Source organism: Actinoplanes sp. TBRC 11911, assembly GCF_012933445.1.
Classification (GTDB): domain Bacteria; phylum Actinomycetota; class Actinomycetes; order Mycobacteriales; family Micromonosporaceae; genus Actinoplanes.
The window spans coordinates 26,770-48,564 of sequence record NZ_JABBNC010000015.1 but is presented as its reverse complement, the minus strand read 5'-3'; the positions used below and the strand labels follow the sequence as shown (position 1 = coordinate 48,564).

17 protein-coding genes are annotated in these 21,795 nt (G+C 67.7%); 7 read left to right on the top strand and 10 right to left on the bottom strand.

All coding sequences use genetic code 11. The features are described 5' to 3' along the window. Window positions 1–12: 12 nt before the first annotated feature. Window positions 13–822, bottom strand: a complete 810-nt coding sequence (locus tag HH310_RS21295; RefSeq protein ID WP_169177361.1) for an SMP-30/gluconolactonase/LRE family protein — start codon at window positions 820–822, stop codon at window positions 13–15. Between the two features lie 515 nt (window positions 823–1,337). Between HH310_RS21295 and HH310_RS43245 the strand changes: the two genes are divergently transcribed. The 5 genes from HH310_RS43245 (at window position 1,338) to HH310_RS21270 (ending at window position 6,727) form a co-directional block, all read left to right on the top strand. After that, entirely contained in the window at window positions 1,338–1,523 is a 186-nt protein-coding gene (locus tag HH310_RS43245; RefSeq protein ID WP_211192446.1) for a hypothetical protein, read from the top strand. A gap of 43 nt (window positions 1,524–1,566) precedes the next feature. Beyond that, window positions 1,567–2,814, top strand: coding sequence for an AAA family ATPase (locus tag HH310_RS21285; protein ID WP_169177360.1), 1,248 nt, complete (start codon window positions 1,567–1,569; stop codon window positions 2,812–2,814). A 112-nt stretch (window positions 2,815–2,926) separates the two neighbouring features. Next, the gene (locus HH310_RS21280) at window positions 2,927–5,020 is read left to right on the top strand and encodes a hypothetical protein (RefSeq protein ID WP_169177359.1); all 2,094 of its coding nucleotides are present in this window, start codon (window positions 2,927–2,929) and stop codon (window positions 5,018–5,020) included. Continuing rightward, entirely contained in the window at window positions 5,017–6,159 is a 1,143-nt protein-coding gene (locus HH310_RS21275; RefSeq protein WP_169177358.1) for a glycosyltransferase, read from the top strand. Before HH310_RS21280 ends, HH310_RS21275 begins: the two co-directional genes overlap by 4 nt. After that, window positions 6,128–6,727: a LamG domain-containing protein gene (locus tag HH310_RS21270; RefSeq protein ID WP_248294249.1), complete on the top strand. Its 600-nt coding sequence runs from the start codon at window positions 6,128–6,130 to the stop codon at window positions 6,725–6,727. Before HH310_RS21275 ends, HH310_RS21270 begins: the two co-directional genes overlap by 32 nt. On the opposite strand, the gene HH310_RS21265 is transcribed toward HH310_RS21270, so the two are convergent. Both HH310_RS21265 and HH310_RS21260 read right to left on the bottom strand, forming a co-directional pair. After that, the gene (locus HH310_RS21265) at window positions 6,681–7,601 is read right to left on the bottom strand and encodes an iron-containing redox enzyme family protein (protein WP_169177356.1); all 921 of its coding nucleotides are present in this window, start codon (window positions 7,599–7,601) and stop codon (window positions 6,681–6,683) included. The two genes, HH310_RS21270 and HH310_RS21265, sit on opposite strands and share 47 nt — an antisense overlap. A 31-nt stretch (window positions 7,602–7,632) precedes the next feature. Further along, on the bottom strand, window positions 7,633–8,031 hold the full coding sequence (locus tag HH310_RS21260) for a hypothetical protein (protein WP_169177355.1): 399 nt from the start codon (window positions 8,029–8,031) through the stop codon (window positions 7,633–7,635). A gap of 319 nt (window positions 8,032–8,350) precedes the next feature. Between HH310_RS21260 and sigJ the strand changes: the two genes are divergently transcribed. Both sigJ and HH310_RS21250 read left to right on the top strand, forming a co-directional pair. Then, entirely contained in the window at window positions 8,351–9,241 is an 891-nt protein-coding gene (sigJ, locus tag HH310_RS21255; protein ID WP_211192445.1) for an RNA polymerase sigma factor SigJ, read from the top strand. Between the two features lie 320 nt (window positions 9,242–9,561). After that, window positions 9,562–10,902, top strand: a complete 1,341-nt coding sequence (locus tag HH310_RS21250; protein ID WP_248294237.1) for a M1 family metallopeptidase — start codon at window positions 9,562–9,564, stop codon at window positions 10,900–10,902. 67 nt (window positions 10,903–10,969) lie between these two features. Here the strand turns inward: HH310_RS21250 and HH310_RS21245 are convergent, their stop codons facing one another. From HH310_RS21245 to HH310_RS21215, 7 genes are all read right to left on the bottom strand, one after another. Then, window positions 10,970–12,097 carry a branched-chain amino acid ABC transporter substrate-binding protein gene (locus HH310_RS21245; RefSeq protein WP_312034245.1) on the bottom strand — a complete coding sequence of 376 codons (1,128 nt, stop codon included), beginning with the start codon at window positions 12,095–12,097 and terminating at the stop codon, window positions 10,970–10,972. Between the two features lie 268 nt (window positions 12,098–12,365). Continuing rightward, a complete protein-coding gene (locus HH310_RS21240; protein WP_169177352.1) occupies window positions 12,366–12,665 on the bottom strand; it encodes a hypothetical protein in 300 nt (99 codons plus the stop codon). Window positions 12,666–13,464: 799 nt separating this feature from the next. Then, window positions 13,465–13,833: a hypothetical protein gene (locus tag HH310_RS21235; RefSeq protein WP_169177351.1), complete on the bottom strand. Its 369-nt coding sequence runs from the start codon at window positions 13,831–13,833 to the stop codon at window positions 13,465–13,467. 24 nt (window positions 13,834–13,857) lie between these two features. Further along, a complete protein-coding gene (locus HH310_RS21230) occupies window positions 13,858–17,379 on the bottom strand; it encodes a hypothetical protein (protein ID WP_169177350.1) in 3,522 nt (1,173 codons plus the stop codon). Further along, window positions 17,340–19,676 (bottom strand): hypothetical protein, encoded by a 2,337-nt coding sequence (locus tag HH310_RS21225; protein ID WP_169177349.1) that lies wholly within the window; start codon window positions 19,674–19,676, stop codon window positions 17,340–17,342. Before HH310_RS21225 ends, HH310_RS21230 begins: the two co-directional genes overlap by 40 nt. A 276-nt stretch (window positions 19,677–19,952) precedes the next feature. Further along, a complete protein-coding gene (locus HH310_RS21220; RefSeq protein ID WP_248294236.1) occupies window positions 19,953–20,537 on the bottom strand; it encodes a DUF4389 domain-containing protein in 585 nt (194 codons plus the stop codon). A gap of 214 nt (window positions 20,538–20,751) precedes the next feature. After that, window positions 20,752–21,684 (bottom strand): helix-turn-helix transcriptional regulator, encoded by a 933-nt coding sequence (locus tag HH310_RS21215; protein ID WP_312034244.1) that lies wholly within the window; start codon window positions 21,682–21,684, stop codon window positions 20,752–20,754. Window positions 21,685–21,795 lie beyond the last annotated feature (111 nt).

Genomic DNA, 21,795 nt, shown 5'->3' with positions numbered 1-21,795 from the left:
CGTCGGGGGCCTTCAGATCTCGGTGGCGAGCACGACCGCCTCGTGACCCTCGCCGCGGTATGACGGCGCCGCGCACACGAACAATGTGTCACCGCCGAGCGCGCAGGTGAAAGCGTGCAACGACCCGGTCGAGATCTCGTCGACTATGCGTCCCCCGCGCTCGACACGCACCACCCGGTGATGTGCGGAATCGGCCACCCAGACCGTGTCGTCGCCCGCCGCGGACATCCCGTCGGGCTCGACGTCGGGCAACGCAGCCCATTCCCGCCGATCCGAGAGCGTGCCGTCGTCGTGACGAGAGAAGGCGGAGATACGGTGTCCGGCGGACTCGGCGACGAGCAGTGTCGCGGCATTCTCGATCAGCGCCATGCCATTCGGAAAGTCCAGTCCCTCGGCGGCCACCCGAGCCGAGCCATCGACCCCCGTACCGAATAGGTCCGCTGGTTTTGCCTCGGTGCCGGCCAAGTGGTCGTAACCCACGCCGCCGACGTACGCCCACCCGTCCGGCGTGACGAGCATGTCGTTGATGAACCACGGGGTGAAGGCTGACAGGTCGGCGTGCTGCCTCAACGACCCGTCGCGTTCCCGGCGCAGCAATCGCCTGTCCCGCATCGAGACGATCAGCAGCCGCCCGTCGGGCAGCCAGCCGAGTCCGCTGGGCATCCCCGGCACGACGGCAACCGTGTCCACCTGGCCGGACGGCGTCACCGAGAGCACCCGATTGCCGTAGACCTCCGAGACCCACAAGCGATCGTCGTGCCACCGGACTCCCTCGAGGAAGGAGAAGCCCGCGGCCACCACCCGGGTCTTGCGCTCAGACATCCGACGTCCCGCCGTTCGCTACCGACCGCTTGGCGCCGCCCCCGCTGGGCGGCTCGCTCGTCAATAGAACCGCGCCGAGCCATGGCCGGACGGAAATTCTCTGCACAATGTGTCTTATTCCATGCCGGGTAACCCAGCGGCGTCGGGGCCCCGTGACGGCGTGGCTTGCACGAGGCGGCGGGGGATCGCAGCGTGGCGGCGAGGACGCGAGTTGCTGCGCGGCGGCCGCGGACCCGGCGTGGTTCAGCCGGTGTCGGCCGCCGTCAGAGGCCCATGATGTGGGACGTGGTCCGTTAAGTGGGACGGGCGTCCGCATTGTGGCCACCGAGCCCGCGATGTGGGACCGCCGTCTATTGTAGAGTCTCATTCGTCCTCTCTCGTGGCTTTTGTTCCCACGGTTTTCTCGGCGTTTCGTGGACCTTGGAGAGTTATGGCTCGTATGTGGGCCTAAGTCTCCAAGGTCGCGAGAAAGCCCAGAATGTGGCCAGGATCGACCGCAATGTGGGAGCAGTGACGTGAGGTCGGCTCGTCCAGCGCTCGCAGGTTCCCCGCGGCGGAACACCACGACCGATCCGACCCCGACCTCGAAAGAATCCAAGGGCGTCACGATCCTGCACGAGCCGCACGATGCGGGGTTCGGGCTGACCTTCCTCGCCGCCGATCCGGACGGGAACCGCATCCGGGTCGCCCCGAAAGACTGAGCGGGCGGTGCACAGAAAGCATTGGGGTCGCTACAGTGAGCGCGTGGTAAACCCCACGGGTCCCGAGCACGTACGGGTGCTCGGTGGGCAGGGCACTGTCATCGGCGACGGCAACACGATCTACCAGACGTTCACCAACGCTCCGGCAAGCATCTCGTCCCACATCCGGGTCCGGGAGTTCGCCACGATCGTCGCGGAACGGACCCGGGGGTTCGTGGGTCGCGAATTCGTCTTCGCCGCGGTCGAGCGGCTCTTGGTCGCGCCCGGGTTCGATTCCGGCTATGTGGTCATCCGCGGGGAGCCGGGTATCGGCAAGACGTCGTTGATCGCGGAGCTGGTACGCCGGCACGGCCACGTACACCACTTCAACGTGGCGTTGCAGAACATCCGGTCCGCGCACGACTTCCTGTCAAACGTCTGCGCCCAGCTCGTCGTGCGCTACGGGCTCAGCCATGCGGCGCTGCCACCGGAGGCGACCGCCGGTGGCGGGTTCCTCAGCCGGCTGCTGGCCGAGGCGGTGGAAAAGGCGCCGGACCGGCGCGTGGTTCTGCTCATCGACGCCCTCGACGAAGCCGACGACCTGGGCGTGGCGGTCGGCGCCAACCGCCTGTTCCTGCCGGCCGTGCTGCCGGACGGTGTCCACATCGTGGCGACCAGCCGTGAGGTGCACGATTACCGGCTGGCGGTGGACTCGATGGACGAGATCGCCCTCCGCGACGACGACCCGCACAACCGTCAGGACATCGCCCAGTACGTCCGTGATTTCGTGCAGGCCAACCACGACCCGATGCGCGAGCGGCTGGCCGGGTGGGGCACGACCGTCGAGGAGTTCGCCGACCTCCTCACCGCCCGCAGCCAGGGCAACTTCATGTATCTGGTGGCGGTGCTGCGTGACATCCGTAGCGGCCGGATCGACGTGGAGCGCATCGGCGACCTCGAACAGCTGCCCCGCGGCCTGCGCGCTTACTACCTGCGGCACTGGCGCGCCATGATGGCCGCGGACCCGGAGCTGTTCCGCACCCTGTACGAGCCGGTGATCTGCATGCTGGCGGTCGCGCACGAGCCGGTTTCGGCAGCGGACCTCAGTCGGTGGACGGGTCTGAGCCCGAACCGGGTCCGCGGCGTCCTGCGCGACTGGCGTGAGTTCCTCAACGAGGAGCGCACCGACGGCGCGCCGACACGCTACCGGCTGTACCACGCCAGTTTCCAGGACTTCCTGCGCGACGAGGTCGCACTCGACGAGTATCACGAAGCCATCGCGGCCGCCGCGCTCGGGAAGCTCGGGCTGTAGAGTGGCGGCGACGGCGAGACCGTTCGATGCCCTCACCGGATACGAGCTGCGACACCTGCCCCGCCACCTGCGCGCGGCCGACCGCGCCGCGGACCTGCATCGCCTGCTTGCCATGGAACAACCGGAGGAAACCGTCGGAGCCGGGGCGCGCGCCGCGCTCACCGGCAGGTCCGTCAACGCCTGGTATGCCGCTGTCACCCGCAACGGTGACCTGCGGCTCTACCTCGACCACCTGGAAATCGCGACCGGTGCCGCGGAGCAACGCTCCAGAGCGGAACTTTCCGCGGGGCGGCCGGCCAGCGAGCTGGACCGTGAGCTGCAGTACGCGCTGAGCGCCGCCTCCGTGCGCAACCTCTCGGCGAACGTGTCGGTGCGGTTGCTGACCACCTTGCTGCGCCGCGGACTGCTGAGCGCCGACGACGCGCTGTCCTTCGTGCGGCAGGTGCCGGATCCGCGGGAACGCGCGGAGGGCCTCACCACCCTGCTGGCCGTGCTCGATCCGGACGACGCCGAGGACGTCGCCGGTGAAGCGCTGGCCGCCGTGTCAGTGGTGCCGGACCCGTTCTGGCGGGTGGGTGAGCTGGGGCGGCTCGTGCCACACCTCCCGCGGCACATGGCGGGCCAGGCGGAGCTGGTCGCGATGTCGGTCGACGACGCCTACTACCGGGCGGTCGCGCTGGTCACCGTCGGCCGTGACCTCGACGAGGAGTTGCAGCTCACTCTCGCCGACTTGCACTTCCACCGCAAGAACATCATGGCCACCGAGTACGAGCTCGGCGAAGTGGCCGAACTGTTCCGGGCCGAGTTCGCGCAGCGCAGCACCCATGCGGTCGCGGTGCTCGGCGAGTTCCTTCCCGTCCCGATCCGTTCGCAGTATTGGCGGGCGGAGACCTACGCGTCACTGGCTGACGATTCCGAAGAACATCTGCGCTCCGCGCTGTCGGCGACCGGAACCGTCGGCGGCGGCACCGCGTTCACCGCCATGGCCCGGGCGGCCTGCCTCCATCTGGCCGGGACCGGACGTCCGGACGACGCCTGGGCGTTGTTGCGGGAGGTTGTCGACCCCGCTGACCGTGTCGTGATCGAGTGCGAGCTCGCGGCGGTCACGGGCACCGGCGCCGACGTGGCGCGGGCGGCCGCGGCAGGCGACCCGTGGCAGCGGCTGCACGCCGTACGTGCGCTGCTGCCGGTTCTGGACGAGCCGGGGCGCGCCGACGCCGTCGCGGGAATCATCGGGGTGGCGCCCGACGATGTGAACACTCATGTGCTCGCGGAAGGACTAGTCACCGTCGCGTCGTATCTGAGCCTGAGCGAATGGGAGCGGGCCGTACTCACGGAACCGCTCCTGGCCGACGACGACGAGCGGATGCGCGTCCGCGGCGCCCTCGCCGCGCGTGGCGTCACGCTCGGCCGCGGCGAGGCGCTCGATCTGCTCGACGGCATCGACGACGACACCTGGTTCGCCGAAGCGGTCACCGCGGTGGTGCAGCGCCTGACGGCCGCCGGCCAGGCGGACGAGGCCCTGCGATGGGCGGCCCGGGCACCGTTCCCGCACCTGCGGGTCGCGCTCATCGCCACCTGCGCCCGGGCGCTGCCCGGGGCGGCCGCGGCCGCCGCGATAGCCGATGCACGCGCAGTCGCTGGTGAGCTCATCGAGCCCACGGCCCAGGCGCGGGCCCTATTATTGCTCGCCGACGCACTCGCCGGCGAGGAGCGCATGGCGGTGCTGCGGGAGGCGATCACCGCCGCGACGACGATCGAGCGGGGCAACGAGCCGCTGCGTTCCGGCTGCATCGCCGCGGTCACCGCGTCGCTGGCCGGCACCGGCGACATCGACGGCGCGCTCGACCTGGCCGGTGCCATCACCGACGAACACTGGCTGGCCTCGGCGCTCGCAGCGGTCGCCGGGCACGCCACCGCCGCCCACCTGCCGCGGGTCCTGGCAATGACGCGGTCGGTCCGGGCCCGCCGGGAACGCGGCCGCGCGCTGATCGCCCACGTCCGCCGGCATGCGGTCCTCGGATCCGACCTCGTCACGGTGCACGAGGGCTGGCGGGAGTCCCTGCAGACGCTCGCCCTCGGTACCCGTGCGGAATTCTTCTACGACGTCACCGGGCTGTTCCCGGTCGCCGACGTGCTGGGCGCGCCAGGTGCGCTGGCCGGGCTGGTCCGCACCAGCCGCGCGGTCATGCGGTGGTGGCCGTGATCAGGGTCGCGCAGCTGCTCTACTCCGACACGGTGATGCGCGGCGCCGACACCCTGATCGTGGACCTGGCCCGGGAGCAGCTGCGCGAAGGTGGTGTCCGGCCGCTCATCGTCGCCGCGGCGGGGCCGCAGTACGCACGGCTGCTGGCCACCCGCGGGGTGCCGTACCGGCTGCTGCCGTTCGTGCACCCCAACCGGTTGAACTATCTGCGGGTGTACGCGGCCCTGCTACGGAAACCGCCCGCCACCGATGTCGTGCACGCGCACGGCGCGAGAGCGTTGTACCTGGCGGTGTTCCTGCGGTGGGTGAGCCGGCGCTGGGCGGGTATCGGCCTGGTGTACACGGTGCACGACGAGTGGCGACAGGAGACGCTCCGCCAGCGGGTCACGGCCCGGGTCGAGCAATGGTGCTGCCGGCGCGTCGACGTCCTGATCGCGTGCAGCGCCCCGATGCATCCGGTGCTGCAGCGACTGCCGGGGCCCAGGGCAATCGCACTGGTCCGCAACGGCCTGGAGCTACCGGCCCCGCAACCGCCGGCCGACCTGGGCCATCCGCCGGAATCGCATGTCGTCGGGGTGGTCGGCCGCCTCGCCCGGCAGAAGCGGATCGACGTTTTCCTCGCCGTCGCGGCGCGGCTGGCGGCGTCCCGTACCGACGTGACGTTCGTGGTGGTCGGCGACGGGCCGGAGCGGCCGGCTCTGGAGGCGCTCACCGCCGAGCTGGGACTCGACAGCGTGGTCAGGTTCGTCGGCGAGGTTGCCGACACCGCCGCCGTCTACGCCGCATTGACCGTGCTGCTGCACACCGCGGACTACGAGGGCACCCCGATGGTGCTCCTGGAGGCGATGGCGGCCGGCACCGCCGTCGTGGCCACCACCGTCGGCGGCATCCCCGACCTCATCACCGCGGGCGAGCACGGACTGCTCGCACCGCCGGGTGACGCGGAAGCCCTGGCGGAGCAGGTCGCATTGCTGCTCGACGATCCAACCTTGCGCGCGGCGGTCGGCGGCGCGGCGCGTACCCGCATCGCGACCGAGTTCAGCATCGGCGCGATGGCACAACACCTTTCCTGCCTGTACGCGACGGCGAGGAGACCCGACGGTGAGCATGGAACTGATTCTGAGCCTTCGGCAAGGTGACGGCGGCCCGGTCGACACGTCCGGGCGGGGCGGCGCGGTTCGCGGTCGGAATGTCGCGGCCGTTGAGGGCCGTCTGCCGGGCCGGTCGGCGATGGGCTTCGACGGGGCACGCAGCCGGGTCGTGGTGCTGCCGTCGGAGGCGTTGACCGAGCTCGGCGGGGTCCGTGTCACGACGTGGCTGTGGGTGAACGAGGTGACCGGCCGGCACACCATCGCCGAGGGCTACCTGTCGTTCGCTCTCTTCGTCGACGCCGACCGCAGCATCGGCGGGACGGTCTACAACGGATTCGACTGGGGCGGTGTGCGCAGCGCGCCCGGCACGGTCCCGTTGCGGCAGTGGCTGTATCTCGCGTTCACCTACGATGGCGTCGACACCTCCACGATCCACCTGGACAACGTGCTGCGCGCCCATGAATACAGCCCCTTCGGCTCCGTACTGGGTGTCGAATGGCCGTACGGGCTCAACGTGGGTGCGTGGCCGGACGCCGACAAGCGGGTCTTCGCGGGACGGATCGACGAACTCAAACTGTGGCGCCGACGCCGAACCCCGCCAGGAAAGCCTGGTTGATCCCGGCCCGCCAGATCGCGCCGTGCACGATCCGGTCACCCCACTCGGGCAGCTGCGCGACGACCGGCCGCACCGCGTGCTCCAGCCAGTCCACGCCGTGGCGCGGGTCGGTCCGCGCGTGCTCCACGTAGAAGGGGTACGCGTCCGCCGGCGCGCCGCAGCGCTCGAATGCCTGGACCACCAGTTGACAGCGGGGCCCCGCCTGCAGCTCGATGAGGCCGAGCGCGCCGAGCATCTCCGGCTGCAGCCACCGGTTCGTGCCGAGCAGCCCGCCCAGAGCCTGCCTTTCCAGTGCGGCGAGCGGCTGCTCGTCCGCCGGCCGGGCCACGATACCGACGGCGTCGGCGAAGCGGCGGTACAGCACGCTGTGCACGGCATCCCAGACGCCGTTGCCCATCTCGTCCCAGTAGTTGCGGGCCAGCTCCACCTTCGCCACCCCAGGCAGCCCGAGCTGACACAGCGCGACCAGGTCGTCGAAGCCGCCGTCCGGGCCACCTTCCAGCGTCAGAAATTCCACGACGTCCGCCCACGACGCGGTCTGCGCCACCCACCGGTACACGCTCGGCAGCCGGTCCAGCGCGGCCAGCCGGCGCAGAGCCTCGACCGGATCGGCGGGCAGCTGCCCACGCTCGGCGCGGGCGGCGGCGTCGAGCTCCGCCAGCCACCGCATCTCCAGCCGGCACTTCACCTCGGCCAGCCGCGGATGGTGCTGCAGCCGCACACCGGCCGCACGCCGCGGCGCCGGTCCGATGTGCAGCTCGTAGATCTGCAGCAGCGTAAGCACGCGGTCCCGGCGGTCCACCGGCTCGCCACCCGGCGGCATCAGGTCACCGTCACCGGCAAGGATCGCCTCGGCAACACGATGGTGCAGCATCGTCGTCTCCCACTCGATCGGCGGCTCCGGCCTACGGCTGATCGCGCTCCGGAGCACTGCCGAAGGTCATATGGACGGTGGACCCGTCACCGATCACGGTGCCCTGCGCGTTGCCGCCGACCACGACGGAGTATTTACCCGCCCTCGTTCCCTCGGGGTCGGCCGCGCTGAGCAACCGCTGCGCCAGCTCCTCGAGCTCCTCGTCCAGCCCCGCCGCGGCCAGCTCCGCCCGTAACGGCTGCTCCCACGTCTGCGGGTCGGCAGCGTGCCGGTCCACCACGACCTCACTGCCCGGGCGTCCGGACAGCCGCTGCCGCACCCTGTCCCGCAGCGAGGCGTAGAGGTCGCTGATCACCGACGTGGCCGTGCTCTGCAGCCCTGCCGCCGCCCCCGCGGTAAGCGCCGTGACAACCAGCGTGACCGGGTCCATGCAGCCTCCCTCGATCGGGTCTGTGCAGTGTCCAATGCCCGGCATCGGACCGGCGAGATCTGTCCTTGATTTGATACTCGTGCGTCGCCGTACGGGACCTGCTGACGCTGTCCGCGGGGGGGACCCTCACGCGGAGGTCTGCCAATCCGTTCCATGACAGGAGTGCACCGCATCACCTTGTGATGCACTGCCGGGCAGACGGCCGACGTATGAGGCCGCTGTCACAAACTCGCCGAACGTGTCACCTATCGGTAAGCCGTCTCGTCTCCACCTCATCAAATTTTCATTTGTGGGATGAGGTCCGGAGGGCGAATGGGCCGTGAGTCGCGAAGATGATCTGGCGATGGCGTACGCCGCTGTGCGTTCGCGCCTGACTCGTGTGGCGTACACCATTTTGGGGAGCTATACCGACGCCGAGGACGCCGTCTCCGATACCTGGCTACGACTCGCGGCAGCGGATATTCGCGACCCGGTGCGAGATGTCGAGGCCTGGGCCGTTGTCGCGGTCGCGCGGACCGCGGTGGACGTGCTCCGCTCAACCCGGATGCGACGCGAGACGTACGTAGGCCCATGGTTGCCCGAGCCGATCGTCGAGCGACTGCCGAGCGGGGTGAACCCGGCCGAGCAAGTCTCGCATAACGACGCTGTCAGCTACGCGCTCCTGGTCGTCCTCGAGTCGTTGACCCCGGCCGAGCGAATCGCGTTCGTGCTGCACGACTTGTTCGCGATGCCGTTCCAGGAAGTCGCCAAACTGGTCGGCCGCTCGACGGAAGCCGTACGGAAACTCGCATCACGAGCTCGCAACCACGTTCGGGCCGACGCGTCGCGCCTCGAGGTCGACGCCGAGCAACATCGCCGGACCGTTGTCGCGTTCATGGCCGCGGCCGCCGGCGGAGACCTCGACCGGCTGGTATCTCTGCTGGACCAAAGCGTGGTCGCGACCTGCGACGGTGGCGGCATCATCAGTGCGGCGCGGCATCCCGTGAAAGGCCGCGACAAGGTCGCCCGCTACGTGTTCGGACTGGTCGAAATGCTTACCCCCGGCCAGCGTCTGGAGTTCGTCTTCGTCAACAGCATCCTCGGAAATGCCAGTTATAACAACGGTATCCTGGATTCGGTCACGTCGTTCACCACCGCCCGTGGACGCGTCATCAGAATCGACATCATCCGAGCCCCGGACAAACTAAAGCACGCAGCGAACCGTATGTGACAGCCACCACAGCACAAACGGTCCCATAAGCGCATTCACAGCCCCGGGCACCGCACGATGTCACATTTCGCACCTGGATCTCGTCCCTGCTGGGCCAATTCATTACTGCCACCAGGGATGGTTCTGTCCTCATGAGATACTCGACAGCCAAGGCGCCGTTCCGAGTAATCGCCGTCGGTGCCGCCGTCACGCTTTGTATCGCTGGCCTTTCCGGTGCTCCCGCCTATGCCGCGCCATCGGCCACACCGGGTGCGCCCGGGGCCGGCGATCGGCTCTTCCCGCTCCTCGGCAACGGCGGGTACGACGTACAAAATTACGATTTGAGTCTGACCTATCCGAAGAAAGACCCCAAGCAGCAAGTCACCGGCAACGTGACGATCACGGCTGTCGCGACGCAGGATCTGTCCCGCTTCGACCTCGACTTCGGCGGCGACGGCCTGGCCCGGGTCACCGTCGACAACAAGACCGCCGCCTTCCGCCGAGACGGCGACGAGCTGATCATCACCCCGGCGCGCGCACTCAAGAAGAACAAGGCGTTCAAGGTGACCGTCTCCGGCTTCGCGGCCACTCCGGTCACCGGCACCCAGGACGACCCGAGCGGTTTCCTCACCACCCCGGACGGCACCGTGCTCATCGGGCAACCCAATTTGGCACACCAGCTCTTCCCGAGCAATGACATCCCCAGCGACAAGGCCACTTACACCATCACGCTGACCACTCCGACCGGCTGGACCGGGACGGCGAACGGCGTACGCGTCCGAACTCTTCCGCACGGGGGCTACGTCTCCTCGACGTACCGCGAATCGAACCCCATGGCCACCGAACTGGTCCAGGTCGCCGCCGGTGACTTCGTCGTGCGGACCCAGCCTTCGGTCGATGGCGTACCGATCCGTGACGTGGCGCCGGCTCGTCTCGCCGACACCCTCCTTCCGAAGGCGAAGGACGAGCGCGCCGAGATGGCGTACATGGTCAGCAGGGTCGGCAAATACCCGTTCGAGAACTACGGTTCGCTGTTCATCGACGCCCCTCTCGGAGTGGCGCTGGAGACTCAGACACTGCCGATCTACGACTCGACAATCGCCGCGCTCCCGGCGAACGAGTTCAACCCCAGCTCGATCCACGAGCTTTCGCACCAGTGGTTCGGCGACAGCGTCGCACCGAAGACCTGGAGCGACGTCTGGCAGAACGAAGGCCACGCGACGTGGTACGAGTACAACTACGCCGCCGACCGTGGCACATTGAAGGAGTACAGCGGTCTCGACACGATCGATGACCTCTTCAAGGCCATCTACGCGGACGGCGACCAGTTCCGCGCCCAGTTCGGGCCGGTCGCTCGCCCGCTGTCGGCTGCAACGCTGTTCGACCTGTTCAACCAGAATGTGTACTTCGGTGGCGCGCTCACCTTGTACGCGCTGCGGCAGCAAGTCGGCGCCGCCAAGTTCGGCTTGATCGAGCGGACTTGGGCGACACTGGACCGCGGTACCTCCCAAGGGACCGACGACTTCATCGCCCTGGCGTCGAAGGTGTCCGGCCAGGACCTGACCGGCTTCCTGCGGTCCTGGCTCTACGGGACCAAGACCCCGCCGATGCCCGGGCACCCGGATTGGACGGTCAAGCCGGTCACCGCAACCCCCGCGGTCCTGTCCCTGCCCCGCCGCTGACACGAACACCGTCGTTGTCCGCGTGCGCCGGGTCGCCCACGGCGATCCGGCGCACGCTCGACGGGCGTCAGGCCGGAAGCTTGATTTCTCGATCGGGCTGGATGCCGCCCGACTTGTCGAACCGGAACGTCCACACTTTGATCAGCGACGAATCCAGCTCGCCGGTCGGCGTGAACTTGTACGTTTTCGCGACGCCCTGGTAGTTGACGGTCGACAGGTACGCGTTCAGCTTGTCGGGCGTGGTGCCACCGCCGTCGATGCCCTGCAGGAGCATGTTCGCCGCATCGAACGCGACATCGGTGTAGGTGCCGGGTGTCTGGTGCCATCTGGCCTGGTAGTCGTCGTTGAACGTGCCGGCCGCCGCCTCGGGTGGAGAGCAAAGACAGGTCGTCACGGTTCCGGCCGCCGCCGCGTTACCCGCGGCCCTGGCCAGAGCGCGGTCCTGGAGGCCGTCGCCGCCCACCAGCGTGCCCGTCCAACCCGCCGCCGTGAGCTGCTTACGGATGATGCCGGCGTTGGCGTAATAGCCGCCGTAGAAGAACGCGGCCGCTCCACTCGACTTGACCTTCTGCACCAGAGGCGAGAAATCGGTCTGCTTTCCGTCCCCCTCGGTCTTGTCCGAACCGACGACGATCGGGCCGAGTTTCGCCTTGACCTGATCGGCCAGACCCGCGCCGTACGCCGACTGGTCATCGGCCACGAACACCTTCGGCGCCTTCAAAACATCCTTGATGTACGCCGCGGCGGCCGGCCCCTGCGTGTCGTTGTTCGCCACCGCGCGGTGGAACACTTTCCAGCCCTTGGCCGCGAGTGACGTCTCGGTGGCACCCGGTGTGATCGTCGGAAGGCCGGCCGAGTCCAGGATCGGATCGGCCGCCTCCGATTCGCCGGAGAACAACGGGCCTACCACACCGATGATCGTTTTGTCCGCGACGAGGCTGCGCGCCACCCCTGGGGCGAGCGAGGGGTCGCCCTGCGAGTCGAACTTCGCCACCTGGATGCAGTCGGATCCCATCTTCTGGTTGTGCTGATCGACCGCCAGCTGGACACTCTGCTCGACCGGAACACCGAGGTTGGCGGCTTGCCCGGTGAGCGCGCCGAAAAGCGCGATCTTGTAACCACACTTCGGATCGCTCGAGGCGGCATCGCTGCTCGCGGATTTGTTGCAAGCAGCGCCACCGACGAGAAGGCCCATGACGACCACCCCGCCGACACCCCGCGTGAGAACCTGTTTCAAATCGGAACCCCCTTCTGTGTCGAATACCGCTGGGTGCAAGGACGTGGCCGCACACCAAGACGTGACACGAAGGCGAATTCATGTGTCGCCCGCCTCAACAACCAAGGCGTGGCGGGGTGCCGGCAGGCGACGAACTTCGTGGGTTTCGGAGTGCCGTCGCCTCAGTGGCTGACGTTGTTCGTGGCCTGACTCGTAACTCCAGGGTCAATTCATCGGCGCGGTCAGTTTACTGGAGTCGCTTGTATTGCACGTACCATCCGTACAGGACGATCAGCAGGTAGACGCGATTATCGAGAGTAACCAGAGAAGGCGCCACCGGAGTCGCCTGGCCAGTGCTTTCCGGCGTCCAACCGGAGCCTTCGTACGTTCCCCAGTACTGGAACATGAGTTGATTCCACATGCGTCCGTCATCCGCTCGATGGGTGAGCGCCAGGGTATTGTCCGCATTAACGGCGATGTGTGGGCTCGAATGGGTAACGCCACCCAAGGAGCTCCAGTTTCCCCAACGATCCGAGCCGATGACCATCGACGCGATGTAAATTTGGTTGTCCGTGCCTTGATGTACGGCCCAGACCCGGCCGGCCGAGGAACCTCGGTGCCTGGCGCGGCCCAAGCCACCGTCGGCGCCGACGGGCTCCGGGCGTTGTCTCCCATGAGTTCCGGGTAGGCCCAGGACGCACCGTTGAAATCTGTCCAGAACAGGCGTTGATCGTCGTTCCCGGGCTGCGAGTCACCGCGATACACCATCACCAGATCACTGGATCCCGGACCTAGTTGCGTGACCGAGACGCTTTGTGCCGTGGTGTGTCCCGGGATGGCGGTCCAGTCACCCCAACTATCCGGACCGGTGGCGTCCAGCGGAGCTGTCGAGAAGTAGATCCGATGGTCCTGTCCCACGTGGAAGGCCGCCCATCCATCGCGGAACGGCGCGATCGTCGGGGCGACGCCGGTGTGTGCGCCGGTTCTGATCTGATACGGCGCACCGCCGTTGTAGCTGACCGAGACCACATCGGTCCGGAATCCGCGCCATATGGCCATGCGGTCGTCGCCTTGACGTGCCTCGCTGTACGTGTCGGAGGTATAGATGACACTGCTGTTCGCCGTCGTCTCCGTGTGCCAAGTGTTTTCCTCGCCGATAAGTCCAGCGGCGGCGGCATCAGCCGTGCCATTCGCGAGAATGACCGAGAACACGGCTGTGACCGCGACGGTCCACAGTCTCCTGGAGCGTAACAAGACAACCTCTCTTCTTCGCGCTGGGTGGTTCGCGCAAAAGGACGAGAGGCACCGACGACACGTGACACGTCGATGTCATCGCGTGGCGCGCCTCACCCAAGCCGGCGGAAGGTCCGGCAGGAGGGAGGGATGTATCCGTTGAACCGCGGGCTCTCCAGCAGGTCGGTACGCTGCCGCTCGTCCAGCGGCAGATCGTCGAAGATCGCCGGGTCGAGCGTCAGGGGATCGCCGCGGAACCGGTCGATCCGGTCGCGCAGCATGGTCCACACCGCCGGGCCGGCGTCGCCGAGGTCGACGTTGACGGCAAACGCCGACGCGTCACCCTCGGCGAAGAACGTGGGCCGCAGCACCTCACCGCTCGGATCGAGGTATCCGTTGTAGATCAGGTTGTCGTACAGCTCGGCCCGGTGCGCCTCGGTGAGTTCCGCGAAGCCGGCGAGGTCCGACGGGTAGAAAGACACCCGAGCGTCCATGAGGACTTGACCTCAGAAGAAGGCCATCGGCGCCTCCACGATTTGCAGACTGCCGGTGGCGGTGTTGCCGGCCACCATCGTCCCCAGGCAGACCCGGTCACTGACCCGGTACTGGTCCGGGAGGTTGACCCGCACCGCGTAGGCGATCCGGGCAAGGATGGCGGTGATGGTGCTGACCTCGTCGAAGATGGCCATGGCCCGCTCGTTGGAGTCCGGCGCCTCGGACAGCTCCTTGAAGTGCCAGGCCGAAGGGAACAGCGCGACCATCCCGTTGACCACGTCGATGCTGGCCATCAATCCCCGCCAGTCCCTGATGCGGAGCGTTCCGAAGCCGATCTGGCGGCCGTTCCACGGCGGTCCCGCCCACGGGTACTTCTTTTTCAGGACGACCCCGGCCGTCTTCGTCACCTGACGCACGCCGGTGATCGCGACACCGATGTACCGCACATTCTCGTCGCGTATCGCGGCGACCGGCACGATCAGGTTCGCGACATACCCCGCCATGCCGGTGCCCCCGGCGCCCGCCGCGGACAGAATGGTGGTGAGCCGGGCCAGGTCATTGGTCTCGTCGTCGGGCAGCTCCGTCTCGACCATCGCGTACGCGCTCGCGACCATGGTGAGGACCCCCGACGAGAAGTGCCCGACGAAGTGCATCGCCTGCTGCCAGGTCGGCATCGTGGTCATCACGGCGGAGGCCCGCAGCATCGGCTGCGGCGATCGGCCGATGAGTTGCTCCCAGTCGGTCGTCGAGATGAGGTACGCGGTCTGCGCGTCGTCGGGGAACGGCGCCCGCTGGGTGGCGATCTTGTAGAGCAGGGTGGCCGGAATGGCGGAGATCCAGCAGATGATGTCGAGCGAGGAGAAGTCCGGGATACCGAAGTAGTTCAGGACGTCCGAGACCACCGGAATGTGGACCGGTGTGTCCAGGATGTCCAGCGCGAGCCGGACCGTGCCGGAGATCAGCTCCAGCGACGCGTCCAGCACGACGCGGGAGCTTTCCAGCACCGTCTCGCCCAGGATCGCGACCAGCTCGGTCAGGATCTGATCCAACGGTGTGCTGGCCAGGCGTGAGCCGAGGTCCACGAGACGGTCGATCGCCGCGTACAGGGTGTCGCCCTCTCGTTCGAGGGCCTCCGCGATCGCCGTGATCGGGCCGGGCCCCGCGATCGCGGGGTCCGGGCCCAGCTGCGTGGTGTTCTGCGCGTTGTTCTGGTAGTGGTACTGCAGCATCGAGCCCGGCGCGCTCTGATCCGGGCCGGACCCGGACATCGCGGTGGGGCTGGACCCGGCGGTGTCGCCGAGCGCGGCCCAGTCACTGTGCCCGGCCCAGTCCGCGATGACCTGCTCGGCCGCGACGATCCGCTGGTCCAGCTCGGTTCGCAGGACGTCCACCTGGCCGGCCTGGTAGGTGAGACAGGTCTTGATCAGGTTGTGCAGGACGTCCTTCGTGCGGGCGATGTCGTCCCATTCGAAGAGGAACTGGAGGAACTTGATGACATCCTCGATGAAGGTGACGATCATCTCGAAGACGTGCGCGATGCTCGCGACGACGGTCTCCAGGTGCTCCAGCACGCACTGGAACACCTGGCCACGAATCTTCGCCACCAGGTTGTAGACACCGGTGACCTCGTCGACGAACACCTGGATCTCGTCGGCCACCTCGTGCTCGAGATAGTTGATCAGATCGCCCGTGTCGACGAATCCCAGGTCCAGCCCGGCGCCGAGCGCACCCGGCACGGCCGGAACCGGCCGATGCCGCGCCGGGCGGCGCCGGTCGGCGCGCCGCCGGACCACAATGCGCCGCTGGTGACCGGGCCGGCCACGATGCTTCGCCGGCCGGGCCGGCCGGGGAGCCGAGGCGGTGAGCGTCGTGAAGCCGTCGTACGCGTCGCCGAGCGCCCCGGTGGCCTCGGCCACCGCGTCCAGGTCGGTCTTGTCGCTGCCGGCCGGCACGAACGGCCGCGTCGTGCCGTCGGGTTCGGTGATGACCGCGGCGGTGAGCGTGTCCGCGCTGTCCAGGCCGGCCGCCTTCTTGAACGCCTTGTCCATCGGGTTGATGTCGAGCTGGGCGCTGCCCGCGGTCACCGTCAGACGTGACCCGACAAGTGTCTCGACCGGTTCGACGACGGTAATGCAGCCGTCCGAGTCGGTCGTCGCCTGGACGGGCCGGGGCCCGACCGTGTAGTAGAGGTAGTTGATGTAGACGCCGGCCACGTTGGACGCCTGAACGGTGACCGGCACCCCGGCCACCCCGTTGCCGTCGGCGTCGTTGACCCGCACCCGCGTGGTGTAGGTGCTGACCCCGCGCGCCGGGGTGGTGGTCTGTGGCGGCTCCAGGGTGATGTCGCGGGACGTCCACATCGTGGTGTCCGGCGACTTGACCATCTTGCGGAGCTTGTTGGCGCCGGTGTGGCAGAAGAACGTGTTGGCGTCGTTGGCCCGATCGAGGTACGGCGAGATCTGCTCGGCCCCCGTCACGATCGGCACCGGCACGCTCCACGGGCCGGCCACCGGGTTGGTTCCGGTGCAGGTGGTGTAGAAGACCTGGTTGCTGGCGTTCAACCCCCACACCACGACACCGCCGCTGGTGGTCGCGGCAAACAAATCCCGTACGCCGGAAAGCAGTTGATTGTCGAACAGGCGCACCGCCACCGCGCCGTCCTGCTGCTTGCTCGCCGCCAGGTAGTACAACGTGCCCCCGGACGCGATGTACAGGTCCGAGGTGTTGTCGGTCCGGCGGCAGGCGGCGATGCTCTCGGCGATCCGTCCGCCGGGCAGGGTGAACCGGCTGGCCGGCGGCGCCGTCGTCGCGTACGGGTTGTAGAGCGGCTGGTAGATGAGTTGCGAGCGGCCACCGATCTGCCCGGCCGTGTAGAGCCCGTCGAGCTGCTGCCCGGATTTACGGCCCAGGCAGCTGGCGTACGCGGTGGCGTCCAGGTCGATCGCCAGGTCGTGCGGATGCCACGCGTACCCGCCCGGCTTGGCCGGGTCGATGTAGTAGCGGAACACCAGCTTCGGTGAGCCGGCCGGGTCGCGCAGCACGTCGACCACGATGTACTCGCGGTCGGACGCCTCGCTGAGGAACACGTTGACGATCTTCAGCCGGGACAGCTGGTGGCTCGGGTCGTCGAACGCGAAGACGGTCCAGCTCGGCGCGTCCGCCCAGGAGGTGTCGGTGCCGGAGTTGGCAAGGCTGAGGCACAGATGATCGTCGTGCTCGTCGGTGGCCACCATCGCCAGATGGATCTGGCCGGCCGCGTGCTGTGCGGCGGCGAAGTCCGAGCAGCGGGTGGTCTTGCCGGGGAACGCGCGGGCGAGCAGCGCGCTGCTGGCGTCCGAGCGCACCCAGCCGGCCCGGGTCTGGGGCACCTCCCGGGTGACGTAGAACGCGCCATCGGTGCCGACCGAGAACAGCAGCGACGATCCGTCGGCCGTCTGCAGAGCCTGGAACTTCCCCTCCGGGGCGAGGATGTCGCTCTGGAGGAAGTTGTGCATCAGTTCCGACGAGTACGCGAGTGAGAAGGCTTCTTCCATGGCGGCTTGCTCCTGTGGTCGGGAGTCTCGCTGGTGTGCTTCGCGGGGGCGGGTTTGGCGGCGGGCGCGGGCGCAGCCGCGCCCAGGGGTGCCGGCGTGGCGGCGAAAGTGGTGTTGCTGGCGAACACCACGGTGTCGGGCTCGCTGGGCGTGCCGGGTTTGCTGGTGCAGACCATGAAGTTCCCGTCGTCGCGCAGCACGGCGACGTACGAGCCGAGCGCGCTCTGTGCCGTCCCTGACGCCCAGTACGGCGATCGGAGGTTCAGCGGGCTCGTTCCGTTGTAGAGCACGAAGTTCCCGTCGGACTGCATGGTGGCGACGTACGGCACCCCGCCCGGCTGGCCGACGAACAGGCCGGGCTGCTTCGAGGCGACCGACCAGTACGGCTTGGACAGATCCGGTGCTCCGTCGACGGCGTGCACCAGCACGAAGTTGCCGTCGTTCTGCAGGACCGCGGCGTACCGGCCGTTGTTGGACACCAGGAACCCGCCGTTGGCCAGCCACTGGCCGGCGACGAGGCGGTCGGCGCCCTCGACCTGACCGGCCGGCAGGTAGTGCGGAGGCGGTCCCTGGTCCGGGTCGGCGTAGCTGATGTGCGCGACTAGATCGCCGCTCTCGGTGAACGCCACGTCCTTGAACGCGAACGTCCGGCCGCCGGGGAACACGAAATACTGCACGGTCGAGAAGGGCAGGCTGCTGAGCATCGTCCCGACCATTTGCTGCAGATACGCGCTCGCCGAGTCGTACTCCTCGTTGAGGTGCACGAAAAGGTTCATGAATGAGCCGAATTCCTCGTTGCTCGCCTCGTTCACCGGCGGTTGCGGGGTCGCCATCGACGCGACGAGCTGACCGAAATCGTCGATGGTGAGCGTGCAGGTGTCGGTGCGGTTGATGCTGATCGGTGTCCCGTTGACGGTTTGCAGGGCCTTGGTCACCGACATCTTGAACTGGAGGAACTGATACACCGTGATCTTGTTGCCGAGCACCTCGACCGATGCGTTGTAGTGCGTGCTCAGCGATGCCTTGCCGAGGTCACCGCCGAGGCCGGCCTGGTCGGAGGCGCTGGCGTCGTAACTGAACGACATCATGATCACCGGCCGCCCGGCCCGCAGCCGCTTCATCGGGCCGTCCACGATCACGGGCGTCTGGCCGGGTGTGACGTTGATCGTATAGATGGGCTGGCTGGCGCCGCTCAGGCTGACCGTGACCGACGGCTGGTAGCAGTTGGCCTTCACGGAGGGCAGCAGCTGGTCTTTGATCAGCGCGAAGAACGGCACCCGGTTGATCGCCACCACGCCGTCATGGTCGGGTGCGGCACCGCCCGCGGGCTCGTCCACCCAGTTCCAGGTGAACGCGCCGGCGGGCTGCACCCCGGTACGGCCGGCCACGCACAGGTAGTCGAGTGTCGCGAGGTCCCGCTGCGCCGGGCTGGGGTGGGCGGCGGGCAGGCCGTCGTCACCGGTCCAGGGCATCACCTGCATGGTCATGTCGGTCAGGGCCATCGTCGCCGGCGACGGCTCCTGCTGGGTGATCGCGCAGGCCAGCACCGGGTCACCCTGAGCGCGCAGACCCAAGATGTACGCCCCGAGGAAGTACTGCACCAGCATGGTGTACGCCGGATGGGTCGGCTTGATCTGGTCGTCGAGCTGCGGAACCGACTCCAGGGTGGCGTTGTCGAGGTCGAACAGTAGCTGCTGAACGCTGAACGCCGTACCGCTGAGGTTCTTGATCTGCAGTTTCACCTCGTCGGGAAGCTTGTTGAAGCGGCTGCCCTCCACATCCTCGAACCGCAGCTCGACGTTGGACTCGAACACCCACGGCTCGTCGGCCTCCTGGGACAAGCTGGTCCAGGACGGCGACGAGTAGCCGCCGCCGGGGTCCAGGTTGACGAGCTCGAACTCGGAGCACAGCAGCCGATAGAGGACGTTGCCGGTCGGCCCGAGCTCCACGATGTCGGGCACCGTTTCCGGCTTGGACATCGGCGGGAGCCCGAGCTGCGCCCGGAACCCCATCATGAATCGGGCCTTGAGCAGATGCGCCAGGTCCTCGTCACGCATCGGGTCGGCGCCGGCCGGAACGCTGAACGGATCGGAGCCCTGCGCCCGGTCCAGGAGCTCCTCGTACGGGATCTCCTGGGGCTGGCCCTTCGCGTCGGCGACATAGCACACGGTCACGACCGGCTCGGTCAGCTCGGACAGGAACCATTTCATCGTCGAGTTGATGCTGGCCTGCGTGGTGGCCACCACGTAGTCGTAGCCCCACTTGGGATCGGAAAGATTCGATTTGGATGCGCCCATGGCAAAACAGCCCTTCCGGGAAATCTGAACAATGCGCGGGCGAATGACCGATCAGCGGGCGGAATCACCCATCGGCAAATGGGTGCGGCGCACGGGCCAAGAATGGTCACGTGGTGGGATGCCCAGCAAGCCGACGTTCCCATTCCCGGCGCTGGAGTGTCAAGCGATGGTAGGGCACGGTCGGCCCCGATACCAGTTGGTAAAGTCGCTGATGTCCGTTGGTTCAGAAGCAAATCACTAACCCGAAATGGATGAGTCTCGCCGCTGATCCTCAGATCACCTGAGGCTGAATGGCGGGTACCGGTCGGTGACCAGCAGGAACGCGTAGGCCTGTACGCGGAGTGCCCACCGGCCGACGCCCACCATGTAGTCGAACAGCGACCGCGGATAGCGTCCGGTGAAGAGGATGGCGAACCACGCGATGACCCAGACGACGATCGCGCCGATCCATAGGAAGGAGAGCACGATGTAGTGCGGGATCGCCAGCAGCCATTTGACCAGAGGGAGCCAGCGGTTGAGGTCCTGCTCGACGTCCGGGTAGTCGATCTCCAGATGCACCGACTGTTCCTCGACCGTCGAGGGATATCGATCGGTCACCAGAAACAGGTAGGCGCCGACCCGGGCGCTGAAGCGCGTGAACTCCCGGGCGAAGTCGAACCACCAGCGTGGGTAGCGCCGCCGAAACAGGATCATCAGCAATGTCGCGGCGAAGAGCGCGCCCACGATTCCGCCGCTGGTCGTCGTGGTGGTCGTGACCGCGCTGTCGGTGACCGTCCTTACCGTCTGGCTGGCATATGCGGAGAGCACGTTGAGAACAATTGCAATCGGGATGATCCAGATCAGCCGGAAGAACGACGTCAAGCGGTCGAGTCTCTCGGGGTAGTCGATATCCAATCGGGCCGCGTAGGCATTAGGTGCAGGCGTGACGACCACGACGATGCCTCCTATGTCGGATCATGCCGGCGGACAGCACCACGGCGCTTCAGCGGTTTTGTCAGCCCGGAGCAGGTACAGCTTTCACGCCCCTGTGACCGGCGTCAATGCGGCAAGCGCCGGATCCGGACAAACCGCCCGCTCAGGTATCACCCAGCTCAGTGCCAGCCGTGCGGGCGACTCCCGGCCCGCTGAGCCATCCCCGCTTCGCGGCCAGCACGGCGATCTGGAAGCGAGTCCGGGCCCCGAGCAGGGAACCCGCGTCGCTGATGTGTTGCTGAACGGTACGTCGGCTTATGTTAAGAACTCGGGCGATGGTCTCGTCCTTCATGCCGACCGCCAGCATGCGCAGGATTTCCCGTGTTCGCAGGTCCCGCCCCGAAGTCGGCAGGCCGTCCTCGCCGTCCGGCAGGTCGTGCCGCCTCGTCAGCGACACCGGCTCGGCGCGATCCCACACGCTCTCGAACAGTGCTGCGAGCGCCGTCACCAGCGCGGGCGCGTGCACCACCAATGAACCCGACGACGGGCGGTCCGCCCATATCGGAAGCAGAGCCGCCGCCCGGTCGAAAATCACCAGCTTCACCGGGATCTGCGATGTCAGACGAAGTTCTCCGCCCTGGCCCGTCCCACGCAGAGCCGTCTCGAGGGACACGGCGTCGGTGAAACCTTCCGTCTCGTACACCGATCGCATCCGCAGGCCGGACGCCACCCCCACCGCCTCGTCGGACGCGGACCCCGCCGTCACATACGGCGGCTTCGCCAGATGCAGCACTTCGGACGAGCTTTCGCTCAGCAACTGGGCATAGCGTGCGGGCACCTCATCCGCGCTCGTCAACACCTCCACCATGTCCGTGGCGCGCGGCCCGGCGTGTTCTTCGAGCATCCGGTCCACCAGATCCTCGACCCGGGCCAATTCGGCCCGCCGCCGGGCCAGCAGGGCGCCGAGCGACGGTCGCGGCGGTGCGGCTGCCCAGCGCGGCACCGCACCACCGATCCGCAACGCCAAGGCCGAATCCACCAGGAGGCGTAGTGCCCGCTCCGCCTCGGCGGGCGACACCCCGGCCGCGGACGCCACCTCCGCACCGTCCGCAGATCGTGCGGCCAACAGGTGTTCCCACACCCGGCCGGCCAGCGGATCAAGACCGATCGCCGCCCACGGTATATCCGTTTCGTCCATATGCTCCCC